The organism is Peribacillus sp. NPDC096622, from assembly GCF_044762665.1.
Classification (GTDB): domain Bacteria; phylum Bacillota; class Bacilli; order Bacillales; family DSM-1321; genus Peribacillus; species Peribacillus frigoritolerans_B.
This window is the reverse complement of the sequence record NZ_JBIWES010000014.1, coordinates 62694-88550: the sequence shown is the minus strand read 5'-3', so window position 1 is coordinate 88550 and position 25857 is coordinate 62694. Positions and strand designations below refer to the sequence as shown.

Genomic DNA, 25857 nt, shown 5'->3' with positions numbered 1-25857 from the left:
AACTTAAAGAAGATGACTCCTGTTCAATACAGAAATCACCTTCTCCAAGTGGCATAACCTTTTTTAAAAATGTCCTTTACATAGGGTACAGTTTAGTTTCATTCCGAAACCTTTTTTTATTTTATATGTAATTAAAGCAGGTATTTGTGAAAGGAAACACGGCATGTGATGGAGAACGAGAAGACTTATACCGATAAATCTTCTTTGCGTTTCGCATCTAATTGGGTTGATATCTTGGAGATGCCGAAGATGGTCTGCTTCTTTCTCGTCTTCTTGCCAAATGTGACGTGTCACTACTTATTGATAATCTTTTCTTTCCATACATTGTGTCCGACTACAAAATCGTTGCACCAATTGATTTAAAGTAATCCTTTTAAGTCGATTTCACTAAATAGAATTATGTTTAGAAAATATCCTTATTTCCTCAATACTTCTTATTGAACACAAAAAACTATGTAGGTTAAAGTGTTTATCTAAAAGTTAAAACAACACTGATTGGAACGTAAGGTACGAGACTCCTGCGGGAAAAGCGAGTCTAATGGAGGCCCCGCAGGCGCAAAGGCGCCGAGGTGGCTCCCGGACCGCCCGCTGAAAGCGAGTGCCTGGAGTGGAAATCAGGGTTCAAAAATTGTACAAACCCTAAACAGACTGTAAGAGACTTAATGAAGTCTCTTTTTTGTTTTTAAAAATAAGAGTGGATGAGTCATATTCACAAGACTATGATTAGTCTTGAAAAAGATGAATTGGTGTTGTGTTGAATAGAGTAGGTTATCGAGCCCTGAACTGGGTAATCAATAATATGAAGCATTCATAGAATCATTTTATTTGACTGTAAATGGATAGTTTAATATGCTAAGCAAACCAAATCGAAGGAATTTCTTTTTTATTGCAAAAAAAATCCCAGACAAAATTATTGAAAGTCAAAGAAGGTCAATGTATAATAAAGTCAGAAAGTCAAAGAAGGTCAAAGATTTTCAATTCAATTTTTTAAAGGAGGAGTACTACATGCTTTGTGAAAAATGCCATGTAAACCAAGCTAATATTCAAGTTCACCTAAATATGAATGGTCAGGAGCATGATGTGAAACTGTGCTCCACTTGTTATAAAGAAGAGAGAAACAAACTTGGAGCAGCAATGGGCGGAATGGATATAGGGAAATTCCAATTTAACGGAACTCCAAATTCATTCAATCCATTTAATTATAATAATGTACCAAAACCGAATTCAGCTGAACAAGGCGAGGACGGAGGATTGCTTGAGGAGTATGGCCGCAATTTGACCGATGCTGCTAAAGCAGGACTTATTGATCCGGTAATCGGACGAAATGAAGAAATCAAGCGCGTCATTGAAGTTCTAAATAGGCGCAATAAAAATAATCCAGTTTTAATCGGTGAACCTGGTGTCGGTAAAACGGCCATTGCTGAAGGTCTTGCTTTAGCGATTGTTGAAGGTTCTGTGCCCGTTAAACTACGTAATAAGCTTGTATATATGCTAGATGTAGCGTCCCTTGTTTCGAATACTGGAATTAGAGGGCAATTCGAAGAAAGAATGAAGCAATTGATCAGTGAATTACAGGAAAGAAAAAATGTCATTTTATTCATCGATGAAATTCATCAACTGGTGGGCGCTGGTTCAGCCGAAGGATCAATGGATGCAGGAAATATCTTGAAACCTGCACTTGCACGCGGCGAACTTCAGCTTGTCGGAGCAACCACTTTATCCGAATATAGGAAAATTGAAAAAGATGGTGCCCTTGAAAGGCGCTTCCAGCCTGTACACGTTAATGAGCCGACAACGGCAGAAGCACTGGTCATCTTACGTGGATTAAAGGATAGTTATGAATCTTATCATGGAGTAACATATAGTGAGGAAGCCCTAAAAGCGGCTGTTGAACTCTCGCACCGCTACATTCAAGACCGCTTCCTGCCTGACAAGGCAATAGACTTAATGGATGAAGCTGGTTCCAAATTGAACTTGACCATCGAAGACGGCCAGGTAGAAAACATGAAAGAACGACTGGCGCAAATTTATAAAGAAAAAGAAATGGCCTTGAAAGAAGAAGCATATGAAAAAGCTGCCGTTCTTCGTGATGAAGAAGAAAAACTGGAAAAGTCATTGCAAGCAGGGGAAGATGCAATTAAGCCAACCGTTACCGTTGAAGACATTCAAAATATCATCGAACAAAAGACTGGTATTCCTGTAGGTAAGCTCCAAGAAGATGAGCAAGAAAGAATGGTTCATCTCCAAGCGGAGCTGATGAAAAAAGTAATCGGGCAGGAAGAGGCTGTCAAAAAGGTTTCCAAGGCCGTTCGAAGAAGTCGGGCAGGGTTAAAATCCAAAAATCGTCCTACCGGTTCTTTCCTTTTCGTTGGTCCGACAGGAGTCGGTAAAACCGAATTGGCGAAAACTCTTGCTGAGGAATTGTTCGGGGATAAGGAAGCGATGATTCGTCTTGATATGAGTGAATTCATGGAGAAACACAGTGTTTCTAAATTAATCGGTTCTCCTCCTGGATATGTAGGCCATGAGGAAGCTGGACAATTGACGGAAAAAGTTCGCCGCAAGCCTTACAGTATCATCTTATTGGATGAAATCGAAAAGGCACATCCGGATGTAATGCATATGTTCCTGCAAATCATGGAAGATGGACGCTTAACAGACAGTCAAGGCCGGACCGTTACTTTTAAAGATACCGTGATCATCATGACGAGTAATGCTGGAGTCGGTGAGAAACAAAAAGTAATGGGATTCGGTACAAGTTCAGCTGTGGAAGAGGCTTCAATCCTACAATCTTTAGGCAGCTTCTTCAAACCGGAATTCTTGAACCGGTTCGATAGCATCATTGAATTCTCGGCATTGAAAAAAGAAGATCTTCTGCAAATCGTTGATATCATGATTCACGAGCTAGAAGAAACACTTGCTGCAAATGGTTTATCTTTAGATGTGACCAATGAAGCGAAACAAAGGCTAATTGAACTCGGTTATCACCCAACTTTCGGAGCGAGACCGCTCCGCCGTGTTCTTCAAGAACAGCTCGAAGACGGCATCACTGACTTTATCTTTGAGCAGCCTGAAGTTAAGGACTTCACTGCAATTGTTGAAGATACCTCTGTGAAAATTATTAAAACACCATAAAGAGTACTAGAAATGCCTCCAAGACCGTAAAACTGTTATGGAGGCATTTTTTTCTTTTTTTGGATTATTCTCATTAAACGATAAGTAAGGTCAAGCTAAATGACCTGAACTTTCGATTATTAAATATAGATTTCTGAATTTTTTGCATAACTTGCAGATCGAATGTTTTGATAGGTAATGCCTGTGGAATCATAACATAATGGAAGATTCGCTCATGATTATAAAAATTAATAATTCCTGTTCTAAAATGGGAATTTCAATGGAGGAATGACCTATTAAAGATTCACTTTCTTATTTTGAAGAGGAAAATAAAAATAATCGAAAACCGATGGATGATGAACCGGAAAATCAGTTGGAATCCCTGCCGATTGTCAATATTAATCCGATAAACCCGTCAGAATTGGATAATCTATATTTCTATGAAGGCACAGATTTAGGGAATTCCTATCTTAAAGATAAAACGGCATTCCGATTATGGGCACCACTTGCATCTGAAGCTAAGCTAGTTACTTATAAACATTGGGATGATACAGATGGAATGGAGATTCAAATGGTTCGTTCGGAAAAGGGGACCTGGACCATTGAGCTGAACGGAGATCAGGACGGATTGATTTATACATATAAAGTGAGAGTGGGTGAAACCTGGAGTGAAGCCGTCGATCCCTATGTTCGCGCAGTTACTGTTAATGGCATTAAAGGGGTCGTGATAGATTTAACTGATACGAACCCAGAAAGGTGGACACGGGATAAACCACCTCTCGAAAAAGCTGAGGACATAGTCATTTATGAATTGCATACACGGGATTTATCGATTCATCCTGAAAGCGGAATCCATCATAAAGGTAAATTTTCAGGAGTAGTTGAAGTCGGAACCAAAGGTCCAGAAGGAGCGAAAACGGGTCTTGATCATATTAAAGATCTAGGTGTTACCCATGTTCAGTTTATCCCGATATTCGATTTTGCTACAGTCAATGAAATGAAATTGAATGAACCACAATATAACTGGGGATATGATCCACAGAATTATAACGCTCCCGAGGGCTCTTATTCGACTGATCCGTATCAACCAAAAGTCAGGATTCGGGAGTTAAAGGAAATGATTCAAGGTTTACATGACCACGGGTTACGAGTAATCATGGATGTTGTCTATAATCACGTTTATTCTGTGGCGGATTCAAACTTCCATAAACTCGTTCCCACTTACTTTTTTCGCTATAACGCCGACGGCACCTTATCTAATGGAACTGGTGTAGGAAATGACACCGCGTCTGAACGTAAAATGATGCGCAAATTCATCGTTGAATCCGTAACCTATTGGGCGAAGGAATATAATCTTGATGGTTTCCGTTTCGATTTAATGGGGATTCATGATGTGGAAACGATGAATGAAGTGAAAAAGGCACTGTCAGAAATTGATCCGACCCTCATTATTTTGGGCGAAGGCTGGGATATGGATACCCCCTTGGCCAAAGAGCTGAAAGCAAATCAAAAGAATGCCTTTAAAATGCCTGGAATCGCTCACTTTAATGATGCAATCCGTGATGGTTTAAAAGGCTTTGTAATGAATGAACATGATAAGGGATTCGTGAATGGCAAACCAGGAATGGAAGATATTATAAAAAAAGGCATCGCTGGTGGTTTGAAATATGATGAAGATATCGCAACATATCAAAGACCGGATCAAGTGATCAATTATGTTGAAGCACATGATAATTATACTTTATGGGATAAGTTGCTCATCACTAATCCAGATGCTACAGAAGAAAAACGGAAACAGATGCATAAATTAGCTTCGGCAATTGTCTTACTGTCACAGGGAATTCCAATGATACATGCTGGACAAGAGTTCATGCGCACGAAAGATGGAGATGAAAACAGCTATCAATCTTCGGATTGGATTAACAGGTTGGATTGGAAAAGGAGAGCGGAGTTAGATCAGGAAGTGGAGTATATGAAAGGGCTGATTTCTCTCAGGAAAAATCATTCTGTTTTTAGGTTAAGCACACCCGAAGAAATTGATGAGCATCTACAATTCATTGATGCTCCGCCTAATGTGGTTGCATTCACTTTAAAACATAAGGATTATAAAATGGCAGTGATTCATAATGCAAATTGGGACGCGATAACCATTACTCTTCCCCACGAAGGTAATTGGTCCGTTTTAGTGGATGGTCAGCGGGCGGGTCTGCAAGAAATTGATAGGATTAAAGGGAGTCAGATAACCGTTGCCCCCTTAAGTTCGTTTGTGTTGAAAGCAAACTCTAACCAATGATTATAAAGTCGAAGTGACTGAATACTAAGTCTCACTTCGACTTTAGTTCATTTTCTGATATGAAATTGGTCAAATGAATTCTTCCATTATTTACTTTCACAAGTTTGAGAAAATTTGTGTGAGGGTAGAAAATACCAAATGATGAATTTTATCGTTTTTTAAGAGGGGAGCGATTATTTTGCCAGAGAAAGTGCATATAAAAATCAATGGTGCTGAGACCAGTCTGGAACGGAATCAAACAATATTACAAATGCTGACGGATAGCTCAATTGAAGTCCCGAATGTTTGTTACCACCCTAGCCTAGGGCCAATCGAAACATGTGATACATGTTTAGTGAGCGTTAATGGAGAGCTAGTAAGATCTTGTTCCACCAAGATCAAGGATGGGGATGTAATTGATACAGTTGGACCAGATGTAAAAGAAGCGCAGGTCATGGCAATGGACAAGATATTGTATAACCATGAGCTTTATTGTACGGTTTGCGATTATAATAATGGCACTTGTGAAATACACAATACCGTAAAGGAAATGAAGGTAAATCATCAAAGTGTTCCTTTTGATCAAAAACCCTATGAAGTGGATCGGACGAATCCATTCTATCGATATGACCCGGATCAATGCATCCTTTGCGGCCGTTGTGTTGAAGCTTGTCAAGATGTACAGGTCACTGAAACATTGACTATTGATTGGGAAGCACAACGCCCGCGTGTCATTTGGGATGATGATGTTCCAATCAATGAATCTTCATGTGTGTCATGTGGCCATTGTTCCACCGTTTGCCCGTGTAATGCAATGATGGAAAAAGGGATGGAAGGTGAAGCCGGATTTTTAACCGGCATCGCTAAGCAAACTCTTCGGCCAATGATAGAAATTACAAAAAATGTTGAAACGGGTTATGGTTCGATTTTAGCGATTTCAGATATGGAATCCGCCATGAGGGATGCCAGGATCAAGAAGACTAAAACGGTTTGTACATACTGTGGGGTAGGATGCAGCTTTGACGTTTGGACCAAAGATCGTAAAATCCTTAAGATCGAACCTCAAGTGGAGGCACCTGCAAATGGAATTTCAACTTGTGTAAAAGGGAAATTCGGATGGGATTTCGTGAATAGTGATGAAAGACTCACAAAACCTTTAATTAGAGAAGGGGATGCGTTCAGAGAAGCTGAATGGGGAGAAGCCCTTGAATTGATTTCCCGTAAATTCAGCGAAATCAAAGATTCTCACGGTCCGGATTCGATGGCTTTCATAACTTCTTCCAAGTGCACCAATGAAGAGTCCTACTTAATGCAAAAACTGGCAAGGGGAATCATCGGCACCAACAATGTGGATAATTGTTCACGGTATTGTCAGACTCCAGCGACTTTAGGACTATTCAGAACGGTTGGATATGGCGGAGATACAGGAGGCATAAAGGATATCGAAAAGTCCGAACTTGTATTGATCATAGGTTCCAATACATCCGAATCACACCCCGTTTTGGCTACAAGAATCAAACGTTCCCATAAACTAGGTAAGCAGAAGTTGATAGTGGCAGATATCAGAATGCATGAAATGGCTGAACGTTCCGACCTATTCATCCAGCCTGCTCCGGGATCGGATATCATATGGCTATCGGCCGTGACTAAATATATCGTCGACAAAGGTTGGACAGATAAAGACTTCATCAAAAATCGTGTAAATGGAATGGAAGAATACATCAAGACTTTAGAACCGTACACGTTGGAATATGCAGAAAAAGTAACAGGCGTAGCTAAGGAAGATTTAATTACGTTGGCAGAAGCCATTCATGAAGCGGGAAGCGTTGTTTCGCTTTGGGCCATGGGCGTTACCCAGCATGGGGGAGGAAGCGATACAAGCACAGCAATTTCCAATTTATTGCTCATAACGGGCAACTACGGTAAACCTGGAACAGGTACATACCCTTTACGCGGACATAATAATGTACAAGGGGCCAGTGATTTTGGCAGTATGCCCGATCGCTTGCCAGGTTATGAAAAAGTAACGGACGAAAAGGTACGGGCGAAATATGAAAACATCTGGGGTGCAAAAATACCAGAAAACCCAGGTCTTAATAATCATGAAATGGTCGAAGGGATTCATGGAGGTACCATCAAAGCAATGTACTTAAAAGGTGAAGATATGGGTCTGGTCGATTCGAATATCAATCATGTCCATGAAGCATTTGAAAAACTGGACTTCTTTGTGGTACAAGATATCTTCTTGTCAAGAACGGCTGAATTCGCGGATGTCGTCCTTCCGGCAAGCCCAAGCTTTGAAAAAGAAGGTACTTTCACGAATACCGAACGCCGTATACAACGTCTGTATCAAGTCTTTGAACCGCTTGGCGACTCAAAGCCTGATTGGCAAATCATAATGAATGTGGCTAATTCGTTGGGAGCGGGTTGGAATTATGGTCATCCAAGTGACATCATGGATGAAGCAGCTAAACTATCACCATTATATACTGGAGTAAGTTACGAACGCTTGGAAGGTTATAACAGTCTTCAATGGCCAGTTGCTTCAGATGGTAAAGATACTCCATTGTTATTCACGGAAGCTTTTCCTTTTCCCGATGGAAAAGCAAGGTTATTTCCAGTCAAATGGACCAAACCGATTGACTTTGGGGATGAGTTTGATATCCATGTGAATAATGGCCGCTTATTGGAACATTTTCATGAAGGAAACATGACATATAAATCAAAAGGCATCACTTCCAAAACTCCAAAAGTCTTCCTTGAGGTATCCCGGGAATTGGCAAAAGAAAGAGGACTTAAGGATGGCACTCTTGTTCGGCTCACTTCACCGTATGGAAATGCAAAAGTGCAATGCCTGATAACTGATCGTGTAAAAGGTAAAGAAGTTTATCTGCCGATGAATGATTCAGGTGACGGGGCAATCAACCAATTGACAAGCAGTCATTCAGATAAAGATACTGATACTCCTGCCTATAAGGAAGTTCAAGTAAAAATGGAAGTTCTCACGGTCAAAGGAGACAAGCCATTACCGAGCATCAACCATCGTAATGGGAATCCACAACCGCAGATGGGTGTACAAGTACAAAAAAAATGGGCCCGCGAAGATTATATTTTCCCTGGTGACCTCTTAAAGATCAAAAAGGAGGAGAGGAACCGTGGCTAAAGCGACAAGAGTGATCAATCGAATCAGCATTAGCGATGAAGAAAGAAGAAGAATCGAACTCGAGGATATCGAGCGAACCCTTTTGGAAAATAAAGAAGTGATTAAAGAAACGTTTGAAGTCATGAAGGGCATGCAGGATCGTGGGATATTATCAATGGTTAACAGCTTGTTGAAGGAAGGGGACAAAGTGCTGAACATTCTTGTCAAAACAGCGGACACCCCAGAAACGGCAAATACGCTGAAAAATCTCCTTCTCATACTCGGAACGTTAGGGACACTGAATGTTCAGCAGCTTGAACCTCTTATCCTCAAAGTCAACTCAGGGATTGCCCGTGTGGCCGAAGCTGATAAAACGCCGGAAAAGCCAAGCTATTTAGCTCTACTGCGTTCCTTGAATGACCAAGAAGTCAAACAAGCGATGACTTTTCTGATGACCTTCCTTAAAGGAATGGGAGAAGATACAAGCGATTTAGAAAGAACCACCCAATTACCAGAGAATCAGCATTTGCATAAAACGAATGAAACAGCGGACATAGAACGGCCGACGTCCAGAAAATCCTACGGATCAAGTATACCCAGTAAAGGCGGAAGAGGAAAAAAACGAAACACCAGCTGGTTTTGGATTGCAGCAGGAGTTTCCCTCGTAACCATTTCCGCTCACTTTATCGAAAGTAAGAAATAAGGACCTCGGTCGTTCGTATTTGGAATATTGAAATGTTAGTAAAATCGTGAACAATATGGATTTTATCCTGAATGATAGTGACGAATTTCCACCAAAATATTTAAGCCGATGAGGGAATCATCGGCTTTTTTCGGAAGGTAAGTGAGGTAATATATTTCTGACTAAACTATTAAAAGTCATTCATTAGTGAACCGTACATATACACACACTTAATCAAAAAGGGGTGAAAAGTGAGAATAGGGTACCTCATGCGTTTTTCTTAAAGTGTGGTTAATACTCTAAAAATATGCACGAAGTCGTAATGTGTCTAGATACTTGGTGGATCCTTTTTCTTGTATAAACGCATTCAGTGCCATAAAATGGGGGTATCAAATTGATCAAGGAGTGTATAAATGAAGCTAAAATTAATGACCATCACTTTGGGGATCTGTTCTTCATTAATACTTTCAGGTTGTTCAAGTGAAGAGGAAAGTGTTGTTCAAAAAGAAAGCAATCATGAAGGACATTCAGAGCATACGGTATCCGGGGATCTTCAGGAGGAGACCGGCAGTAAGGAAATAGCACCGGATTTCTTAGCTGAAAAACCAGAGGATATGAAGACAATTTATTTAGCTGTTGCACAAAATAAAGATTTACTAGAAAAAATACCATGTTACTGCGGTTGCGGAGAGTCGGCTAACCATAAGAATAATTATGATTGTTTTATCCATGAAAATAAAAAAAATGGTGAAGTGGTTTGGGATGACCACGGGACAAGATGCGGAGTTTGCTTAGAAATTGCTGCTCAATCCATATTGGACTTTAATGACGGTATGAGCGTCAAAGAGATCCGGAATAAAGTCGATGAAAAGTATAAAAGTGGATACGCCAAACCGACTCCGACCCCTGAAGCGTAAAGGGGAAAAAGCATGAAATTCTAGCGTGAAAATGATATTTGGAAAAATGGCTTTTGCCCGATATTCATTCGGAAAGAGGCCATTTTTTAATTTTTTTAGGGAGGGTTGCTTACATATATAATATTGATTGCAAAGGGGAATACTTCCAATAACCATAAAACCGTAAAGGAGCTATCCCATTGACATTAATCCGCCTTGGTTATGTAGCCATGAGTAATCATGTTCCAAATTGTTCACCATCCCAAACGATGACTTTTGCTCAGTTTTCGAAAATTAAGGATAGGGATGCCGCGATAAGGAAGCTCGAACTCATTTCAATTTCCAATCTTCATAATTGCTGGCGTTTACTGATTCATAACGAAGCAAATAATATTCAGTTCTTTAGGCTTTCTTCAAAGCTTATCCCTTTAGCCAATCATCCAGAAATTCCAGAATGGGATTACATCGATCCAATTTCAGAAGAACTGGCAAAATTAAAAACTTTCCTAACGAACCACCCAAAAATAAGGATAGATTTTCATCCAGATCATTTCGTCATCTTGAATAGTACAAATATCGATATTCTGAAGACATCATTAAAAACATTAAGGATGCATCATACGTTATTAAAAAAAATGGGAGTGGATCCCGAGCATCGCTGTGTTCTGCATGTCGGCGGCGGTTATGGCGAGCATGTACAGGCATTAGAGCAGTTCATCCATAATTGGGGTTTGATTCCTGACTCGATTCAAAGAATGGTCATTCTTGAGAATGATGATACTACCTATACTTTGTCTGAAACCCTTTATTTATGTGAGAAATTGGGGATTCCCATGGTTTTTGATTATAACCATTACCTCGCACATCAGTTACCAAGTGAAGATTGGAAAGATCATTGGAATCGAATATTAAATACATGGAGTAATTCGAAGCTGCCTCCTAAAATGCATATTTCAAGTCCAAGGTCCGATAAAGAATTTCGAGCACACGCTGACTTTGTGGATACTGGGATGTTCATGGAATTTTTGCAACGAATAAATGGAAGCTTACCACATCTCGATTGCATGATTGAAGCAAAACAAAAGGATGGAGCACTTTTCCAATTGATGGATGAGCTGAAAAGTCACAAAGAAATAGAGATCAAGATGATGCCAGTTTTTATATTCATTAATCAATCGGTATGATTTGACAAAGAGGGGATGCATACGTTTCCCTTTATCAAATGAAGTTGTTTACATAACACAATTATCGTTAATGTATGGATGTGTAATAAATGGAAAGGGGAAGTCATTACTAATATTGATAGGATGAATAATAATTTATACATTTTTTTACAAAGGTCATAAAAATGACAAAAAAACGACCTTCATATTGCGGTTTTAAAGCTATTGTTTGAAATACATAGAGTCTTTATTCCTGATTGAATTAAAATCGCTCTATGAGGCTATATAGGCGGTTAATGGCAGTGAATAGATTATAGGGGTTTCATAGGAGGATTTACAAGAATATTCTGAATGTAACAAAGGACCTCTATTGATACATTCGAAAGCGCGTTAAATCAAGGTTTATAAGCCTATCAAGATGTATAAAACTTGCCTTTTTTCAACCTGTTCACGTACAATGAAAGAAGGTGAAAGGGGAATGAGCCAATCATGCAAGCAACCTCTCAAAGAATTAAAAATGTCCAACCGATACGCAGGTTGGATCACATAGAAAAGATGAAAAAATCACTATTAAAATATTGCAGCTACAGGGATTATATGATGTTTTCAATCGGGATAAACATCGGGTTACGTATAGGGGATCTTTTACAATTGCGGGTGAAAGACATTCTTGAGGGTACGCATATAGTCATTGTGGAGCAAAAAACAGATAAAATTAAGCGGTTCCTTGTCAATCCTCAACTTCGTAAGGAAGTTAGGAAATATGTCCGCAAATCGAATCTGAAAAATGAACAGTATTTATTTCCGAGTCGAAAAGGTAATGGTCCAATCACCAGGGTACAGGCCTATCGGGTCTTGAACAAGGCGGCTGAAATGGCAGACATTCCAGATGTCGGTACACATACCCTTCGAAAAACTTTCGGCTATTTGCATTACCAAAAATTCAAGGATATCGCTTTACTGCAACAAATCCTTAATCATTCCAACCCCAAAGATACGATGATTTATATAGGACTCACACAGGATTTAATGGACGAAACATTAATGGATTTCTATTATTAACAACTCCTGTATTACTCATCATTCATTTATTGATATTACAGTCTTGTAATAGGGAGTTATTCCAGTGCGAACATTATGACAATATATCTGAATGCACAGAGGAAACGGGTTTTACTAGTAATTGGACAGGGCATTAACTTAATCGAGTGACTTCTAAAAAAAGAATAGAATATAGTCTTTTTTTGTCAAGGATATCATCCAGTAGGGTTTCCGTAAAAAACCGAAGTTCTTTTCAAACAATATATTAGAAACATTTATACTTCTGAATATCTGTTATTTTACTTATTGGATAAATAATGGAACAGTAGTTATCAAAATGTAAGGGGTCTTCACGATGGGGTACTATAATAATATTATGTTAACTTCTATCACCCCTTTTCCTCCTGTCAAAAAAAGGATTCCACCATCTGAACTTCACCCCAATTGTTAGAGAACATGTAATAATTGGGGCGAAGCAGAGAATGCTTGCAAGGAATTCGGGTAATTAGTTCGGTTATAAGGTACTCCTATTCATTATATGATCTAGCTCCAAAGGTAAAAAAGCATAGTCCCCGTCCTTAATAATCTCACATTTACGAACTGGAATTGGCTGTTTAAAAATAGGCCCATCAATTACTGTTGTATGAAACTCTCCGCCTTCTCCGCAGGGGTCAATGCCGCGAGCTTCAAGTTCCTTCACATATTCAGGGGTTAACTTTCGTCCTAAATCATCCTCACGCATTCCCAATGATAAATTAACGGTTACAATGATCGTTACGAATCCAAGATTCATGAACTCTTCGACAGCTTCACGATGGTTCATTTCCCATAAAGGCATTCCAAGCTTCAACCCGGCATTCTTCGTGACCTTATCATGCCAACAGCCATGGGCAGGCATATCCAGGTCTCCAGTTACTAACAGTTCAGCTCCTTGATTTTTAGCTTGTTCTAAAAGGCGCATAAATACTTCTTCATAATCAGTCCAACTGGCAGCTGCAGTATATACGGGCAAACCTATAGATTCAGCTTGGGCTTGAATGAGTTCCGGAGGCATTCCATGGGATCTGGAACGTTTTCCTTCCTCCTCCAGCATGACAATCAGTCCTACAGCTTCTCCAACCTTCATTGCTTTATATAAGGCTAAGACACTATCCTTTCCTCCGCTGAAAGATGCTATGAATTTATGCCCGTGAGCACTATTTTTCCAATCGATTAATTCTGCCATTCATATTTTCCCCTTTATTCTAATGACTTTTTTCCGATTTCATATTTTATAATTGATGTTTCATAACTATATTTGTTTGATTTTATCACGGTTGGAGCTTGCAGATAAGGTATTAATGTATCTTGATACAAAAAAATTGATGAATAAAGGAATGTTCATCCCAGAGAAACCACTACATAATGAACTGAACAGGATAAGACATATTGCAAAAGGAGGGATCTTTACAAAGGCGAGGTAAAAAGGCATGAGTCCCGGTGGGTGACCGGGTCCTTGTCCTTATGGCTAGCAAAATAAAGTGTCTACCTTTATCGATCACTTAATATAATAGGTTCTTTTTATAAATTATTTAACTGCAATATGTATTTCCACTTTTCCATCAGGATAGTACATTTCAAAATTTTTTCTTCAGATGCCATATCTTTTTCCAAGCTTCACCAATGGATTGTTCATCTTGTAAACATTCAAACACAGCGTATTCTTGATTTGGTATGACAAACTTTTCATTCGAGACAGGTGTTTCGGCGGCTATAGCTAAAGTGTAATCTCCACGATAGTTACTTTCGTACTGATAGTAGATTCCATATTTCACTTCATTTTCAATTTTATGATCACTTGTTTTTCTCCAAAGGGATCCGATTTTCTTTACTCATTAATTAGCAACTCCTTATTTGTATACATTTGGATATAGCAATGATGATACCGTATTCAAAAAAAAGATTGTTTGAAATTTTGAATTTAATGGTCATTGAAAGAAATGCAAAGTAGTTTAAATAGTTAAATATAAACGTGCGGTCCAAAATGAAGTAGATGTTTACCTTACGTATTGTATCCAGTGTTTTTTAAATTGGATACAATTTATTTACTTTTCAGTATTGTAATCGCTTTATGAAGTTGATATAGTTTAAATTGTATCCAATATCGAAAGGTGGACGCTAGATTGGATAATGCTAATTCTAAAAGAGATAAATCTACAATCGTTAAAAATGTAACGAAAAGCCTTAGGAAAGCGATTTTGAATGGGACGTTGAAAAAGGGGGAGAGACTCATCCAAGAGGAGTGGGCAGATCGACTGGAAGTAAGCAGAATGCCCATTCGTGAAGCCCTTACACAACTTCAAATGGAGGGGTTGGTGGAGATGGTTCCTCATAAAGGAGCAATCGTCACACCGATTACCCGGGATGATATTGAAGAAATTTATCATACCAGGTCTCTGCTTGAAGGCCTTGCAGTAGAAAAATCGCTTCCTTATTTAACAAAGGATGATAAAGAAAAATTAAAAGGTATTTTGATTGAAATGGAAGGAATACAGTTATCTGATGAAACCAATGAGCATTATATCCTTTTAAATGCGGCTTTTCATGAAACCCTCCGAAAAGGGTGCCCATGGCCAAGAGTTCAAAAAATGGTAGAAACATTGGGTATCTCACCCATTGCGCCGAATTTGCTGATTGATTATTACCCAGAAACGCAACGGGAACACCGGATGATATATGAAGCGGCACTAAGAGGAGATCCTGCAGAATTAAGGGCAGCAGTAGAATTTCACATCTTACGGACTAAAAACAATTTAATTACGTATATGGAGTTGCTGAATAATAAAAATCATCAATAAAAGGAGTGTTAATTGTGTATGATTTTGCAATTGTTGGTGGGGGAATTGTAGGTTTATCGACGGGAATGGCACTTTATCAGCGTTTTCCTAATGCTAAAGTGGTAGTCATTGAAAAAGAGGCTGTTGTGGCAAATCATCAAACGGGGCATAACAGCGGCGTCATCCATTCAGGAATTTATTATAAACCAGGCAGTTTCAAAGCACGGTTTGCCCGTCAAGGAAGCAAATCAATGACGGAATTCTGCCGGGTGCATGGAATTGAACATGATATTTGCGGCAAGGTCATTGTTGCAACAAAGCCAGAAGAGTTGCCCCTTCTAGATGATTTATATTCACGCGGTTTGCAAAATGAGCTAGCTATACAAAGAATCGGTGTGGAAGAGTTAAAGGAAATTGAACCACATGTTAATGGACTTGGAGCGATTCGCGTCCCGCAGGCTGGCATCGTCAATTATCGTCAGGTAAGTGAAAAGATGGCGGATATTATCCGAGGCAACGGCGGTGAAATCAAGCTGAATACAAAGGTTGAGAAGATTGATGAGGACTTTGATGATGTCATCATCGACACGAACAATGGTACCTTAAAGGCAAGGATGGTCATTAATTGCGCAGGGTTGCACAGTGACCGTATCGCAGCTGCTGCGGGGTATAAAACTGATATGAAAATTGTCCCATTTCGCGGCGAGTATTTTAAATTGAAGCCCGAAAAGCGCTTCCTTGTCAACCATTTGATCTATCCGGTACCTAACCCGAAATTCCCATTTTTAGGTGTTCATTTCACGCGGATGATAAGCGGGGAGGTAGATGCCGGTCCAAATGCAGTACTAAGTTTCAAACGGGAAGGTTACAAAAAAACCGACTTCAATGCGAAAGATTTAACTGAAGTTTTAAGCTATAAAGGTTTTTGGAAGCTGGCTAGTAAATTCATGAAGGAAGGGATGGATGAATATGTCCGTTCTTTTAGTAAAAAGCAATTTACGAAAAGCCTGCAGGAGTTAATTCCGGAAATTCAAGAAGATGATTTAATCCCTGCACCTACTGGAGTCAGGGCACAGGCATTACAGGATGATGGTAATATGGTGGATGATTTTCATATTATAATGGGGAAACGGACCATTCATGTATGTAATGCACCTTCACCTGCTGCAACAGCATCAATTGAAATTGGAAAAGAGGTTGTTAACCGTATTCCGGAACAATCACACTTATTGGAAGCTGAATTGACAAAATAAAATTCGTTATAGAGAGGAAGAGGCTTCATGTTCAATGGTAAAACAATTTTTATTGCAGGTCATGCACGTTTACCTCAAGGGATGGCAGCGAAAAGTGTCTTTGAAACATTGACCATCACTGCAGAAGTCGATGCTAAATATGGGGTTGTCCTGGAGGCTTCTTGTACACTGGCAACAGAGCATGGCCGGGAATTTATCGGGCGTTTATTAAAAGGAATCAGTTTAAATGATGGTGTTGATGACGCGATAGAATCGATTACATCTTATTATCGGGGGAAAGCGGCTAATGCATTGATTGCTGCCTTGAAAGACCTGGATCTCCATTTTCAGCAAATTAAAGCAGGAGAAAAAACGAAACTACCAAGTTAGTAATATGATTTATCAGAATAATTTGTAAAAGGTGTTGACATTTTTACGAAAAAACGTTTTAATGTAATTAAGCCAATATTATGACATTAACACCTTTTGAAAAATACCTTTTCAGAATCGTGTAAAGATCTTAATGATTGGTAACAGGAAAAATAAATCATACATAAACTGCATATTCGCTGTGACTCTATTTGCATAGAGCAGTGAAGTGAATATAAGCCAGTTGTACATGTTGAATTCCTATTTTATTTGGGGATCATGTGCGACTGGCTTTTTATATTTCCCGTTAACTTTGTCACCTATATTACAAATAACAGGAGGAAACATTCATGAACATTGCAGAAAAAAAGAGAGCGAAGTTTGAAAGGAAAACAGAAAAATACGAGGTGAAAGTTCACCCTCAATCCAGCCGTTTATATCATATTGAAATTTCAAAAGAGGCGATTGCCGCTTTTTTAGAAACGGTATCCAAGGATAATCAGTCTGTTCAACATCTGGAATATACGCCATATGCACGACTCATCATTGCTTCATATCTTTTGGATCAAGTCGGGGAAGACTTTGGTGAATTGCTTCGTAACATCGTTCATGATCGGGAATCCGGCGGCTTCACCCTCGGCTTGGAGGGTGTCACGGAGAATACAGATGAATATGTCATTTTTGCAACTGCCATTTCATACTTGCTGGGCACTCCGAACCATGATTCCATGTCAGGGAAATATTATGCCCGCTTTAGTGTTCAAGACACGGATAGCAGTGATTCATATTTGCGTCAGGCTTATCGTTTATTTACACTTCATACGGACGGCACCTTTGTAGATGAACCAACGGACTGGTTACTGATGATGAAGATGATCGAACAAAATGCACGCGGTGGCGAATCACGTTTATTGCATTTAGACGATTGGAAAGAGCTTGATATGTATGTAAATCATCCATTATCCAGCCACAAATTTACGTATAAAGCTCCAAAAAGCAAGAACGTTGATCAGGAAATTGAAAGATTGACTTTCTTCAATCATAATAACCAACCTGGTGTATGTTTTATCGATCAATTTGTCTATCCTGAATCAATCGAACAAGCCAAATACTTGCGCGATTTATCCAATTCATTAGAAAGCGATGATAGTGTACTTGAACTTGAATTGCCTGTTGGAGATTTAGTTGTTGTCAACAACATATTCTGGCTTCACGGCCGCGCTGCATTTGAAAAGGATCCGAACCTGAACCGTGAATTACTTCGCCAGCGCGGAAGATTCAATCAATAATTTCATTTTGTAAACCCAAACATTTTTTTCATCCCCAAATACCATTTTTAAGATAAATTCTTTTCAATCCAAGGGTTGGAAAGCAATTTATCTTTTTTTTTGAGAGGGCTAAGTTTTACTTATAGGTTCAACAAGATTCATATTGCCCCTATGTTCGGTGGCAAATCTGAATTTCTGATATACTGATATGGCCAAAGAAGAAAGAGGGGATAGTATTTTATGGGGATCGCTAATTTTTCTAATTTTACGCAATTTAAGAACTTAATCAATGCTTTACCTGCTGCCTATACAGATGAAATGATACAGAGCGAACAATTTTTGCTTGAAAGAGACGAAAAGAAAAAAATCGAAATCTACTACGCACCTTTTGAATTTGTAAATGAACAGGCCAAAGTGGTAATTGTCGGAATAACTCCTGGTTTACATCAAATGAAAAAATCTTATTCTACCGTAATTAATGCAAGAGGGCACATACATAACGATGAAGAGATTCTGCACGAAGTAAAAAAGAATTCCAGTTTTGAAGGAACGATGAGAAAAAATTTGGTTCTAATGTTGGATGAGCTTGGATTACACACATACTTAAACATATCATCCTCACTGGATCTTTTTAGCGAAGCAAGTAACCTCGTCCATACAACCTCTGTTTTAACCTATCCAGTTTTTTATAACGGAAAAAACTATAGTGGAACAACTCCGAACATTTTAAAGACCGAGTTGCTTAAAAAAATATAATGGAAGGCTTTGCTACCGAAATAGGTACCATTGAACGCCCACTTATTATTCCTTTAGGCGTTAATGTTTCGAAGGTCTTGAACTATTTAGCGGGTCAAGATTATTTGGATGCCAATAAGATACTTCTAGGATTTCCACATCCATCCGGAGGAAATGGTCATCGTCATAAGCAGTTTGAAGCAAATAAAGAGCAAATGAAAATGATGCTACAGCACTATTTTTTTTAAGGAAATGACCCTGGGTTAAAGAGGAAGGCTGTTTGCTCCATGAAACTTATATAGTATAGAATTCTATAATTCATCTATTAGTGTTAAAAGTGAAATTAACTATTTACTAGTGATATTTTGGTGATTATAATAAGAACGAATGTTCTTAATCATAGGAGGCATTAACATGGATGAATTAGAGGAATTTTTAAAATCACTCACTATTGAAGAGTTAAAGGTTATTTATGAAGAAGTAAGTGAACCTGATATTAATAAATAGATGAAATAATTTTGAAATGGAGGATTCTTATTTTTTTCATTTCAAAGAACAGATTACTTTATTCATTGAGATTAAAGTAACTGAACCAACAACAGTCAAGTTTGGGATAATGTTGATATGGTTATTTGTGGCTCCAGTAATTTCCTTAGAGAAAAATCATACTTTAACAACGATGTTTGATGCGTATGCATATATTGTTCAATGGTACATAGATATTTGCGGAATTAATTAATAAATCTGTTCGAAAAAACAATTTATAAATCAAGGACCGATTAAAGGTCCTTGATTTTTTTATTAAGGAACATTTGAAAAAACTGACCTGGTAATTTTCAGATCAGTCGAAGTTCATTCAGCAAGAGGAAATGGGAAGTTAGGTATATAGCGCACCTCTTATATCATAATTTTCGATATCGATCTCAATTTTTCTGTCAAGTGCGAGGTTTGCCAATAGTGAGCCTATATATGGGCCCATTGTTAAACCAGAAGCCCCAAGGCCATTGGCTACGATTATGCCTCCCCAGCCTGGTAAAGGTCCCATGACCGGAAGGAATCCCGGCGTGAATGGCCGAAATCCGACCCTTGCTTCAACAAACGTACTATCTGTCAAACCAGGGGCGGTTTGCAAGGCTTTGTTGAAAACTTCCTGCATCCCTCCTGCGGTCATTCGGTTATCGAAAACTTCCGTATTCTCATGAGTCGCTCCCGCAACGATTTTATTATTATCAAAAGCCAAAAGATATTGATCACTTGGAGGCATGACTACAGGCCAGTTATTCGTATTTTCGTTTGGCATTTCCAGATGAATGATTTGAGCCTTTTGGAAGGTGACTTGAAAATTCAGGCCCAGTGGTTTCAGTAATTCCGGTGCCCAAGCGCCAGCACAAACAATCACCTTATCAGCAGGAATGAAATCATTTCCAAGTGTTACACCTGTCACTTGAGTACCGTTATATGTAAGTATAGCCTCGCCATACATAATTTTTGCACCGTATTTTTGTGATGCCCTCAATAAGGAATCACGTAGTGCGCGTCCATCGACCCGCGCGGCACCACTCACATGAACGGCTGCAAATTCACTGGAAAGAGGCGGGAAATAGGCACGTGTTTCCTCTGCGGAAAGTAATGTGATAGCCCCCATCTCCGGTGCATCTTCTTTCCGTTTTCCCGCCCGGTTCTTCATGGCATTAAGTTTAGCTTCATCTGTATGTAGACTTATGGCCCCGACTTGGGCATAACCAGTCTTGGTTTCCCCGTCCCGTTCAAGTTCTTCAATTAAACCGGGATAAAAAGCCGCACCATTTTTGGCAAGGAGATACCAAGCTTGGTTGCGCCTTTGCGATATCCACGGGCAAACGATTCCTGCAGCTGCAGATGTTGCCTGACCGATATCTTGTCGGTCAATAATGATCACTTCAACCCCTTTTTTAGCCAACTGATAGGCAGTGGAAGCTCCCAAAATCCCTGCACCAACTACAATGATTTTTTGCATTATTCAACATCTCATTTCTCTCAAATGTATAAACGCTTACCACTACTATATCGAAGACACGAAATGATTGCTATAACTGATATTGTAATTTCTTTCACAAAGTTATTTTATCTATACTGAATATGCTATGATTGAAATTGCGAGAGCTTGAAAAGATACTAGGAGGACATATCATGCTAAAAAAACAAATGGAATCATACATATCGAAATCCGTTATCGAAAAAAAGGTTGAGTTGTTTAAAGAAGAAAAGGATTATGTAGAAAAGCATAAATTAATCGCCGAAGATATCATTATAGTGGAAAAAGAAAATGCATCCCGTTTTACAGATGCTTATATGGAGCGCAGTAATAAAGAGAGCGAAGAATTAATCTCTGAAGAAAACTCTGCATTTTTATCACAACCGATCGAGTATTTGAAAAAAAACAAAGATGAATTCCTTTACTTTGAATCACAATGGTTCGAATTAATTGGTGTTGAGGCACTTTCGTTAGAAGTCGATGATGTTTTCGGTACATATAACGCGATGTTTGGATTGAAATTCCAGAAAAAAATGGGAGAAGTGTTAAAAGCGTATTTAACCAAGGAACTTCAAGAAGGAATTGGGTCGTTCAGTTTAATGTTTAACCAGGGCGAAGGGCTATGGGATGTGAATTTTGCCTTGGATAACATAAAAGGGTTTCGAGAAGACATGTCATTGGAAGAAGCTTTTCATTTAATTTATCATTTTCTTTTTATCCTTGTTCAAACAATCGAGGAAGATATGTAATCGAGGTGCCGCCATTAATTTTAATGGCGGTTTTTTTAATTCATGAATTAGCCATTGCCCCTAGGCTATGGCTTCTGGACTTTAATCGAAGGGCTCTGGATAATGATTAAAGGAACTTGAAAGAATTCGTCGAATTGATAATGATATATCCTTATTTAATAAACTTAAATGTTTTGTTTTTAGCAATTTCGATTTTTGGTTCATGTAAATGTAGCTACATCGGAAGGGGAAGTTATACTTGCTGAATGAATTGAAAGTTACTCAAATTACCATTCCATTGCCTTTTAGGTTGGACCATGTCCACTGTTTCTTAGCGGAAGGTGAAAAAGGATGGACTATCATTGATGCGGGATTAAATAACAAAACGACAAGGGATTTATGGAACCCAATTATCGAAAAACACGATATTACCGATATTATCATCACACATTATCACCCAGATCATTTCGGGTATGCAGGGGCATTACAACAATTGACTGATGCGGATATATGGATGACAGAAGTGGATGAAAATGCGGGAACTACGTATTGGGAAGCCGATTCGCTGAATTTGCTTAAAGAAAATTACAAGGCATGTGGTATGGAAGAAGATGTCGCCGTGGCCTTATCAAGTGACGAAAGCGGATTCATGCCACAAGTAAAACCCTATCCTACCGTAAATCATCATCTTGAAGAAGGAATGAAGCTTCATTTTGGCAAATATGAGTATGAAGTGATTTTCACTCCGGGTCATTCTGATGGCCTGATTTCCTTATATAATAAGGAAAAAAGCGTTCTTTTCTCGACAGATCATATATTGCCCAGGATATCTCCAAATATTTCTTATTGGTTTAAAGGTTTCAGCAACCCATTGGAAGAGTTTTTTAATTCTTTGAAAAAAATAAAAAAGCTGGACGTTGAATATGTCATCCCTTCACATGGAAAACCGTTTCAAAATGCCAATAAAAGAATTGTTGAATTGTTGGATCATCATCAAGACCGGTTGCATTTAATTCATGAAAACATGAAAGAGCCGATTTCTGTAAGACTTGCTTGCCAGATCTTATTTGGAAATCTGTCCATTCACGAAACCAGATTTGCTGTTGGTGAAACATTGGCACACCTCGAATACCTTCTTTTGAATGACCAATGCAGAAAGTTTAAACGTGATGGCAAATGGTATTATCAATCCATCTGATATTTTGAATAATCCCGAATTTTGGCTAAAGCCGCTTATATTACTGCCGCTTATGTTTATTATCGCTATGGAAAGCTAATGAGGAAGGGGAGGCAGGGGGATATTCGTTTACATGCCTGATACATTTTAACAGATTATAATGGCTTCATTGATTGAAAAAGAAAAAACCACCGCCCATCATACTTTGGCGGTGGTTTTTTCATTGCCTGGATCCTATTTGTCCATTAACTTCTTTCATAATGTCTTCAAGGGATGTGACAATTCCTTTATCGTCCTTATAGCTAATGTGCTTAGGTTGAAAATGGATAGGCGAATCTAAACCAGCAGCGGCTGAGATTCGAAATAATCCTTTTCTAAGGGTAACAAGAAAGTTAACCACGCGGTATTTCTTTTCATCGATGACAAGTGCTTTTTGCAATTCCGGATCAGTGGTGGCTACCCCGACAGGACAAGCATTGGAATGGCATTTCATCGTCTGGATACATCCTATCGCTATCATGAAACCTCGAGCTATGTTAACGAGGTCCGCTCCCATGGCAAGAGCTATCGCAATTCTATCAGGCGTGAACAATTTACCGGAGGCGATGATTTTAACCCGATTGCGGACACCATATTTTTCCAGTGTCGATACTAAAATCGGCAAAGCGGATTTTATCGGCAACCCTACGCTATCGATCAATTCCTGATATGAAGCACCCGTGCCGCCTTCACCGCCATCCAATGAAATGAAATCCGGACCTTTCCCGGTTTCTTTCATGTAGCTAGCAAGCTCTTCAACACTGTCAGTGCCGCCGATGACCATTTTGATACCGACCGGAATTCCTGTATGTTCCCTGATTTTTTCGATAAAATCGCACATGGATTTTACATCATTGTATTGATAAAACCGATTCGGACTATCAATCGCTTTGTACGGAGTGACCTTACGGATTTCAGCGATTTCCGGATTCACTTTTTCAGCATCGATATGCCCTCCGCGAGTTTTGGCACCTTGAGCCAATTTAATTTCAAATGCTTTGATTTCGGGTATTTCACTTTTTCTTTTTAACTCATCCCAATCCATTTCGCCGAAACTGTCACGAACTCCAAACATGGCTGGACCGATTTGCATGATTATATCGACACCGCCGATTAAATGATAAGGGGATAGTCCGCCTTCACCTGTATTCATCCAGGTGCCTTTTGCTGCAGCCAATCCCTCAGAAAGCGCAGTGATTGCATTCTTCCCCAAAGAGCCATAACTCATGGCGGACATGCCGATAAGACCTTTTAGTCGAAAGGGATTCTTAGTGTTAGGGCCGATGATTACGGCATCTTCATCATCCAATAAGAATGCAGAGGATACTTCATCTTCCCATTTTTCTTCCCGTTGTGAGAAAAGCGGGTCTTTCAATAGAATGTATCTTTTCGTCGTCACTTTAGTTTCACGATCATATTTTTCTTCTTCGGCCAATTTTGGAAACATGCTATTTTTAACAAAGAAGCCTTCCTCATCAAAATCTCGTTTTGAGCCAAAACCTATTACATCCCGTAAATATTTTGAACTTTTCACCATATGTTCATAGTCATCGCGGGAAAAGGGTTTTCCTTCGTTATCACTGTTAAACCAATATTGCCGCATCTCAGGTCCGATTTTTTCCAGAAAGTATCGTATTCTCCCAAGCACGGGGTAATTCCTTAAAATTGCATGGTGCTTCTGCATGCGATCAAAGAAAATCATATAAAGTAATAGTAAAGCCAAAACGATGATAATAATGAAAATAACGGTAAATCCAAGGATAATTAAAAGATTTGCGATGCCACTCATTCGATCCCTCCTGATATGCAAAAAAAATCATGTATTTTTAATCTACTCGGTAATTCGATCAATTATACAGAATTCCATTACAAGGCTTAAATAGGGATAGAACTAAATACAATATCTTTCAATTTCCACTTTTCGATTGGCTTACCCAAATGGCTAACTGTAAGGTTATGGCATCTTGCAGCATCTGTGGATTATATCCGGTAATTTCCTTGATTTTTTTTAATCGGTATATAAGGGAATTACGATGGATATACATTCTTTTTGCACATTCCCCGATATTTAAGTTACTAAGGAAAAATTGTTGCAGTGTCTCAATCAACTTTTCGGATAAGCTTCCTATAATCCTTTCCTGAAATTGCTGTTTCGTCCGTTCATCAATCCTTTCCAACAGAGCTTTTGTTTCCACATCAGTATATCTTGTTAAAGCTAGATTGGCTTCACCTAGTAAAAGTGCTGTTTCAGCTTCGCGGAAAGAGTGGACTATGTATGATTCCTTATTAACAATAGAGCCCAAACCGATTCGTATAACAAAGCCTTTTGCTTTTAATCGCTTGATGGCTGTAGCCAGCCTTTTGTCAATGTTATTTCCGCTAAGCGCCGTAGTGAGGATGAAAACCCGGTTCACATTCAGGAACCCAACAAGGGCTTGTTGTGTACCAAAAACAGATTCAGTCATTTGAATCAGTTCATTCTTATTTAACGGATTTAATTTCATTTCCATCACCCCCACTTGATAGGGAGGTTCTAATTTCATTCCAATCCGTTCAAGTCTCTGATCAATCGAATGCTGATCGATATCTTCCTTTAATAAGTCTTCAAATACCAATTCTTTCAAGTGTTGTTTCCATTCGAGTTGTTCCGCCATAAAAGCTTGATGAAGCATCATTTCCGTTATCATTTTCACCAATTCGCCGAATTCCAAAAGTTCAGTCGGATCTCCGGTGATCCCGATGACGCCTATAATTACATTTTGAAAATTAATAGGCAAATTAATTCCAGGAAGAACATCGACCCATTGATGATGATCATTTTCGTGAATGATTAAAGGCTTTCCCGTTTTCAGAACTTCGATTGCTCCTAAATGCAATTGATCGATGCGTTCATGATTTCCGGAAGCGATGATGATTCCTTTATCATCCATAATATTAATATTTCTGTTAAGTCTATTGGTGGTTTGTTTTACAATTTCCATTGCAATTTCTTGGGTCAGCATTCAAGTCATCCTTCTAGAGTTTTTTTATTTGGTTATCCAGTTTGTGCTAACAGAATGGTCATCATATTTCATGCAAACAAGCTATGATTTTTCATGTAAAGGGGGATTGTCGATAGTTTAAGCCTTTAGCTATCTTGCAGTTTAGGAAAATGGAAAAAACATAAAAA

18 protein-coding genes and 1 pseudogene are annotated in these 25857 nt (G+C 38.9%); 14 read left to right on the top strand and 5 right to left on the bottom strand.

What is annotated here, in order from left to right; genetic code table 11:
* Positions 1-1005 precede the first annotated feature (1005 nt).
* From ACIQYG_RS21375 to ACIQYG_RS21345, 7 genes and pseudogenes are all read left to right on the top strand, one after another.
* Positions 1006-3135 (top strand): ATP-dependent Clp protease ATP-binding subunit, encoded by a 2130-nt coding sequence (locus tag ACIQYG_RS21375; protein ID WP_402842160.1) that lies wholly within the window; start codon positions 1006-1008, stop codon positions 3133-3135.
* Positions 3136-3520: 385 nt separating this feature from the next.
* Positions 3521-5407 (top strand): annotated as a pseudogene (gene pulA, locus ACIQYG_RS21370) (type I pullulanase); the annotation flags it as partial.
* Between the two features lie 178 nt (positions 5408-5585).
* Positions 5586-8549, top strand: a complete 2964-nt coding sequence (gene fdhF, locus ACIQYG_RS21365; protein ID WP_402842157.1) for a formate dehydrogenase subunit alpha — start codon at positions 5586-5588, stop codon at positions 8547-8549.
* Positions 8542-9231: a helical membrane plugin domain-containing protein gene (locus ACIQYG_RS21360; protein WP_402842154.1), complete on the top strand. Its 690-nt coding sequence runs from the start codon at positions 8542-8544 to the stop codon at positions 9229-9231. The genes fdhF and ACIQYG_RS21360 overlap by 8 nt, the downstream gene beginning before the upstream one ends.
* A gap of 392 nt (positions 9232-9623) precedes the next feature.
* The gene (locus ACIQYG_RS21355; RefSeq protein ID WP_402842151.1) at positions 9624-10127 is read left to right on the top strand and encodes a PCYCGC motif-containing (lipo)protein; all 504 of its coding nucleotides are present in this window, start codon (positions 9624-9626) and stop codon (positions 10125-10127) included.
* Between the two features lie 179 nt (positions 10128-10306).
* Positions 10307-11290, top strand: coding sequence for a UV DNA damage repair endonuclease UvsE (gene uvsE / locus ACIQYG_RS21350; protein ID WP_402842148.1), 984 nt, complete (start codon positions 10307-10309; stop codon positions 11288-11290).
* A 468-nt stretch (positions 11291-11758) separates the two neighbouring features.
* Complete coding sequence (locus tag ACIQYG_RS21345; protein ID WP_194719377.1) at positions 11759-12331, top strand: site-specific integrase; 573 nt, start codon at positions 11759-11761, stop codon at positions 12329-12331.
* Between the two features lie 493 nt (positions 12332-12824).
* Here the strand turns inward: ACIQYG_RS21345 and ACIQYG_RS21340 are convergent, their stop codons facing one another.
* Together ACIQYG_RS21340 and ACIQYG_RS21335 are read right to left on the bottom strand one after the other, a co-directional pair.
* Entirely contained in the window at positions 12825-13535 is a 711-nt protein-coding gene (locus tag ACIQYG_RS21340; RefSeq protein WP_402842146.1) for a Dph6-related ATP pyrophosphatase, read from the bottom strand.
* A 391-nt stretch (positions 13536-13926) separates the two neighbouring features.
* Entirely contained in the window at positions 13927-14172 is a 246-nt protein-coding gene (locus ACIQYG_RS21335) for an effector binding domain-containing protein (protein WP_402842169.1), read from the bottom strand.
* A gap of 300 nt (positions 14173-14472) precedes the next feature.
* Here ACIQYG_RS21335 and ACIQYG_RS21330 point away from each other — a divergent pair, with 300 nt between their 5' ends.
* The 5 genes from ACIQYG_RS21330 to ACIQYG_RS21310 all read left to right on the top strand — a co-directional run bounded on the left by ACIQYG_RS21330 (position 14473) and on the right by ACIQYG_RS21310 (position 18751).
* Positions 14473-15147 carry a GntR family transcriptional regulator gene (locus ACIQYG_RS21330; RefSeq protein ID WP_402842144.1) on the top strand — a complete coding sequence of 225 codons (675 nt, stop codon included), beginning with the start codon at positions 14473-14475 and terminating at the stop codon, positions 15145-15147.
* A 14-nt stretch (positions 15148-15161) separates the two neighbouring features.
* A complete protein-coding gene (gene lhgO / locus ACIQYG_RS21325; RefSeq protein ID WP_402842141.1) occupies positions 15162-16379 on the top strand; it encodes an L-2-hydroxyglutarate oxidase in 1218 nt (405 codons plus the stop codon).
* 27 nt (positions 16380-16406) lie between these two features.
* Positions 16407-16748 carry a DUF3870 domain-containing protein gene (locus tag ACIQYG_RS21320; RefSeq protein ID WP_402842138.1) on the top strand — a complete coding sequence of 114 codons (342 nt, stop codon included), beginning with the start codon at positions 16407-16409 and terminating at the stop codon, positions 16746-16748.
* Between the two features lie 329 nt (positions 16749-17077).
* A complete protein-coding gene (gene glaH, locus ACIQYG_RS21315) occupies positions 17078-18016 on the top strand; it encodes a glutarate dioxygenase GlaH (protein ID WP_402842136.1) in 939 nt (312 codons plus the stop codon).
* A 219-nt stretch (positions 18017-18235) separates the two neighbouring features.
* Positions 18236-18751, top strand: coding sequence for a hypothetical protein (locus ACIQYG_RS21310; protein WP_402842133.1), 516 nt, complete (start codon positions 18236-18238; stop codon positions 18749-18751).
* A gap of 856 nt (positions 18752-19607) precedes the next feature.
* Here the strand turns inward: ACIQYG_RS21310 and ACIQYG_RS21305 are convergent.
* Positions 19608-20726, bottom strand: coding sequence for an NAD(P)/FAD-dependent oxidoreductase (locus ACIQYG_RS21305; RefSeq protein ID WP_402842131.1), 1119 nt, complete (start codon positions 20724-20726; stop codon positions 19608-19610).
* A 173-nt stretch (positions 20727-20899) separates the two neighbouring features.
* Here ACIQYG_RS21305 and ACIQYG_RS21300 point away from each other — a divergent pair, with 173 nt between their 5' ends.
* Both ACIQYG_RS21300 and ACIQYG_RS21295 read left to right on the top strand, forming a co-directional pair.
* Positions 20900-21493: a branched-chain amino acid aminotransferase gene (locus tag ACIQYG_RS21300; protein ID WP_402842129.1), complete on the top strand. Its 594-nt coding sequence runs from the start codon at positions 20900-20902 to the stop codon at positions 21491-21493.
* A gap of 238 nt (positions 21494-21731) precedes the next feature.
* Positions 21732-22670: an MBL fold metallo-hydrolase gene (locus tag ACIQYG_RS21295; RefSeq protein WP_402842126.1), complete on the top strand. Its 939-nt coding sequence runs from the start codon at positions 21732-21734 to the stop codon at positions 22668-22670.
* A gap of 199 nt (positions 22671-22869) precedes the next feature.
* Here ACIQYG_RS21295 and ACIQYG_RS21290 read toward each other — a convergent pair whose 3' ends face one another.
* Both ACIQYG_RS21290 and ACIQYG_RS21285 read right to left on the bottom strand, forming a co-directional pair.
* Positions 22870-24477: an FMN-binding glutamate synthase family protein gene (locus ACIQYG_RS21290; RefSeq protein ID WP_402842123.1), complete on the bottom strand. Its 1608-nt coding sequence runs from the start codon at positions 24475-24477 to the stop codon at positions 22870-22872.
* 118 nt (positions 24478-24595) lie between these two features.
* On the bottom strand, positions 24596-25690 hold the full coding sequence (locus ACIQYG_RS21285) for a CdaR family transcriptional regulator (RefSeq protein ID WP_402842120.1): 1095 nt from the start codon (positions 25688-25690) through the stop codon (positions 24596-24598).
* Positions 25691-25857 lie beyond the last annotated feature (167 nt).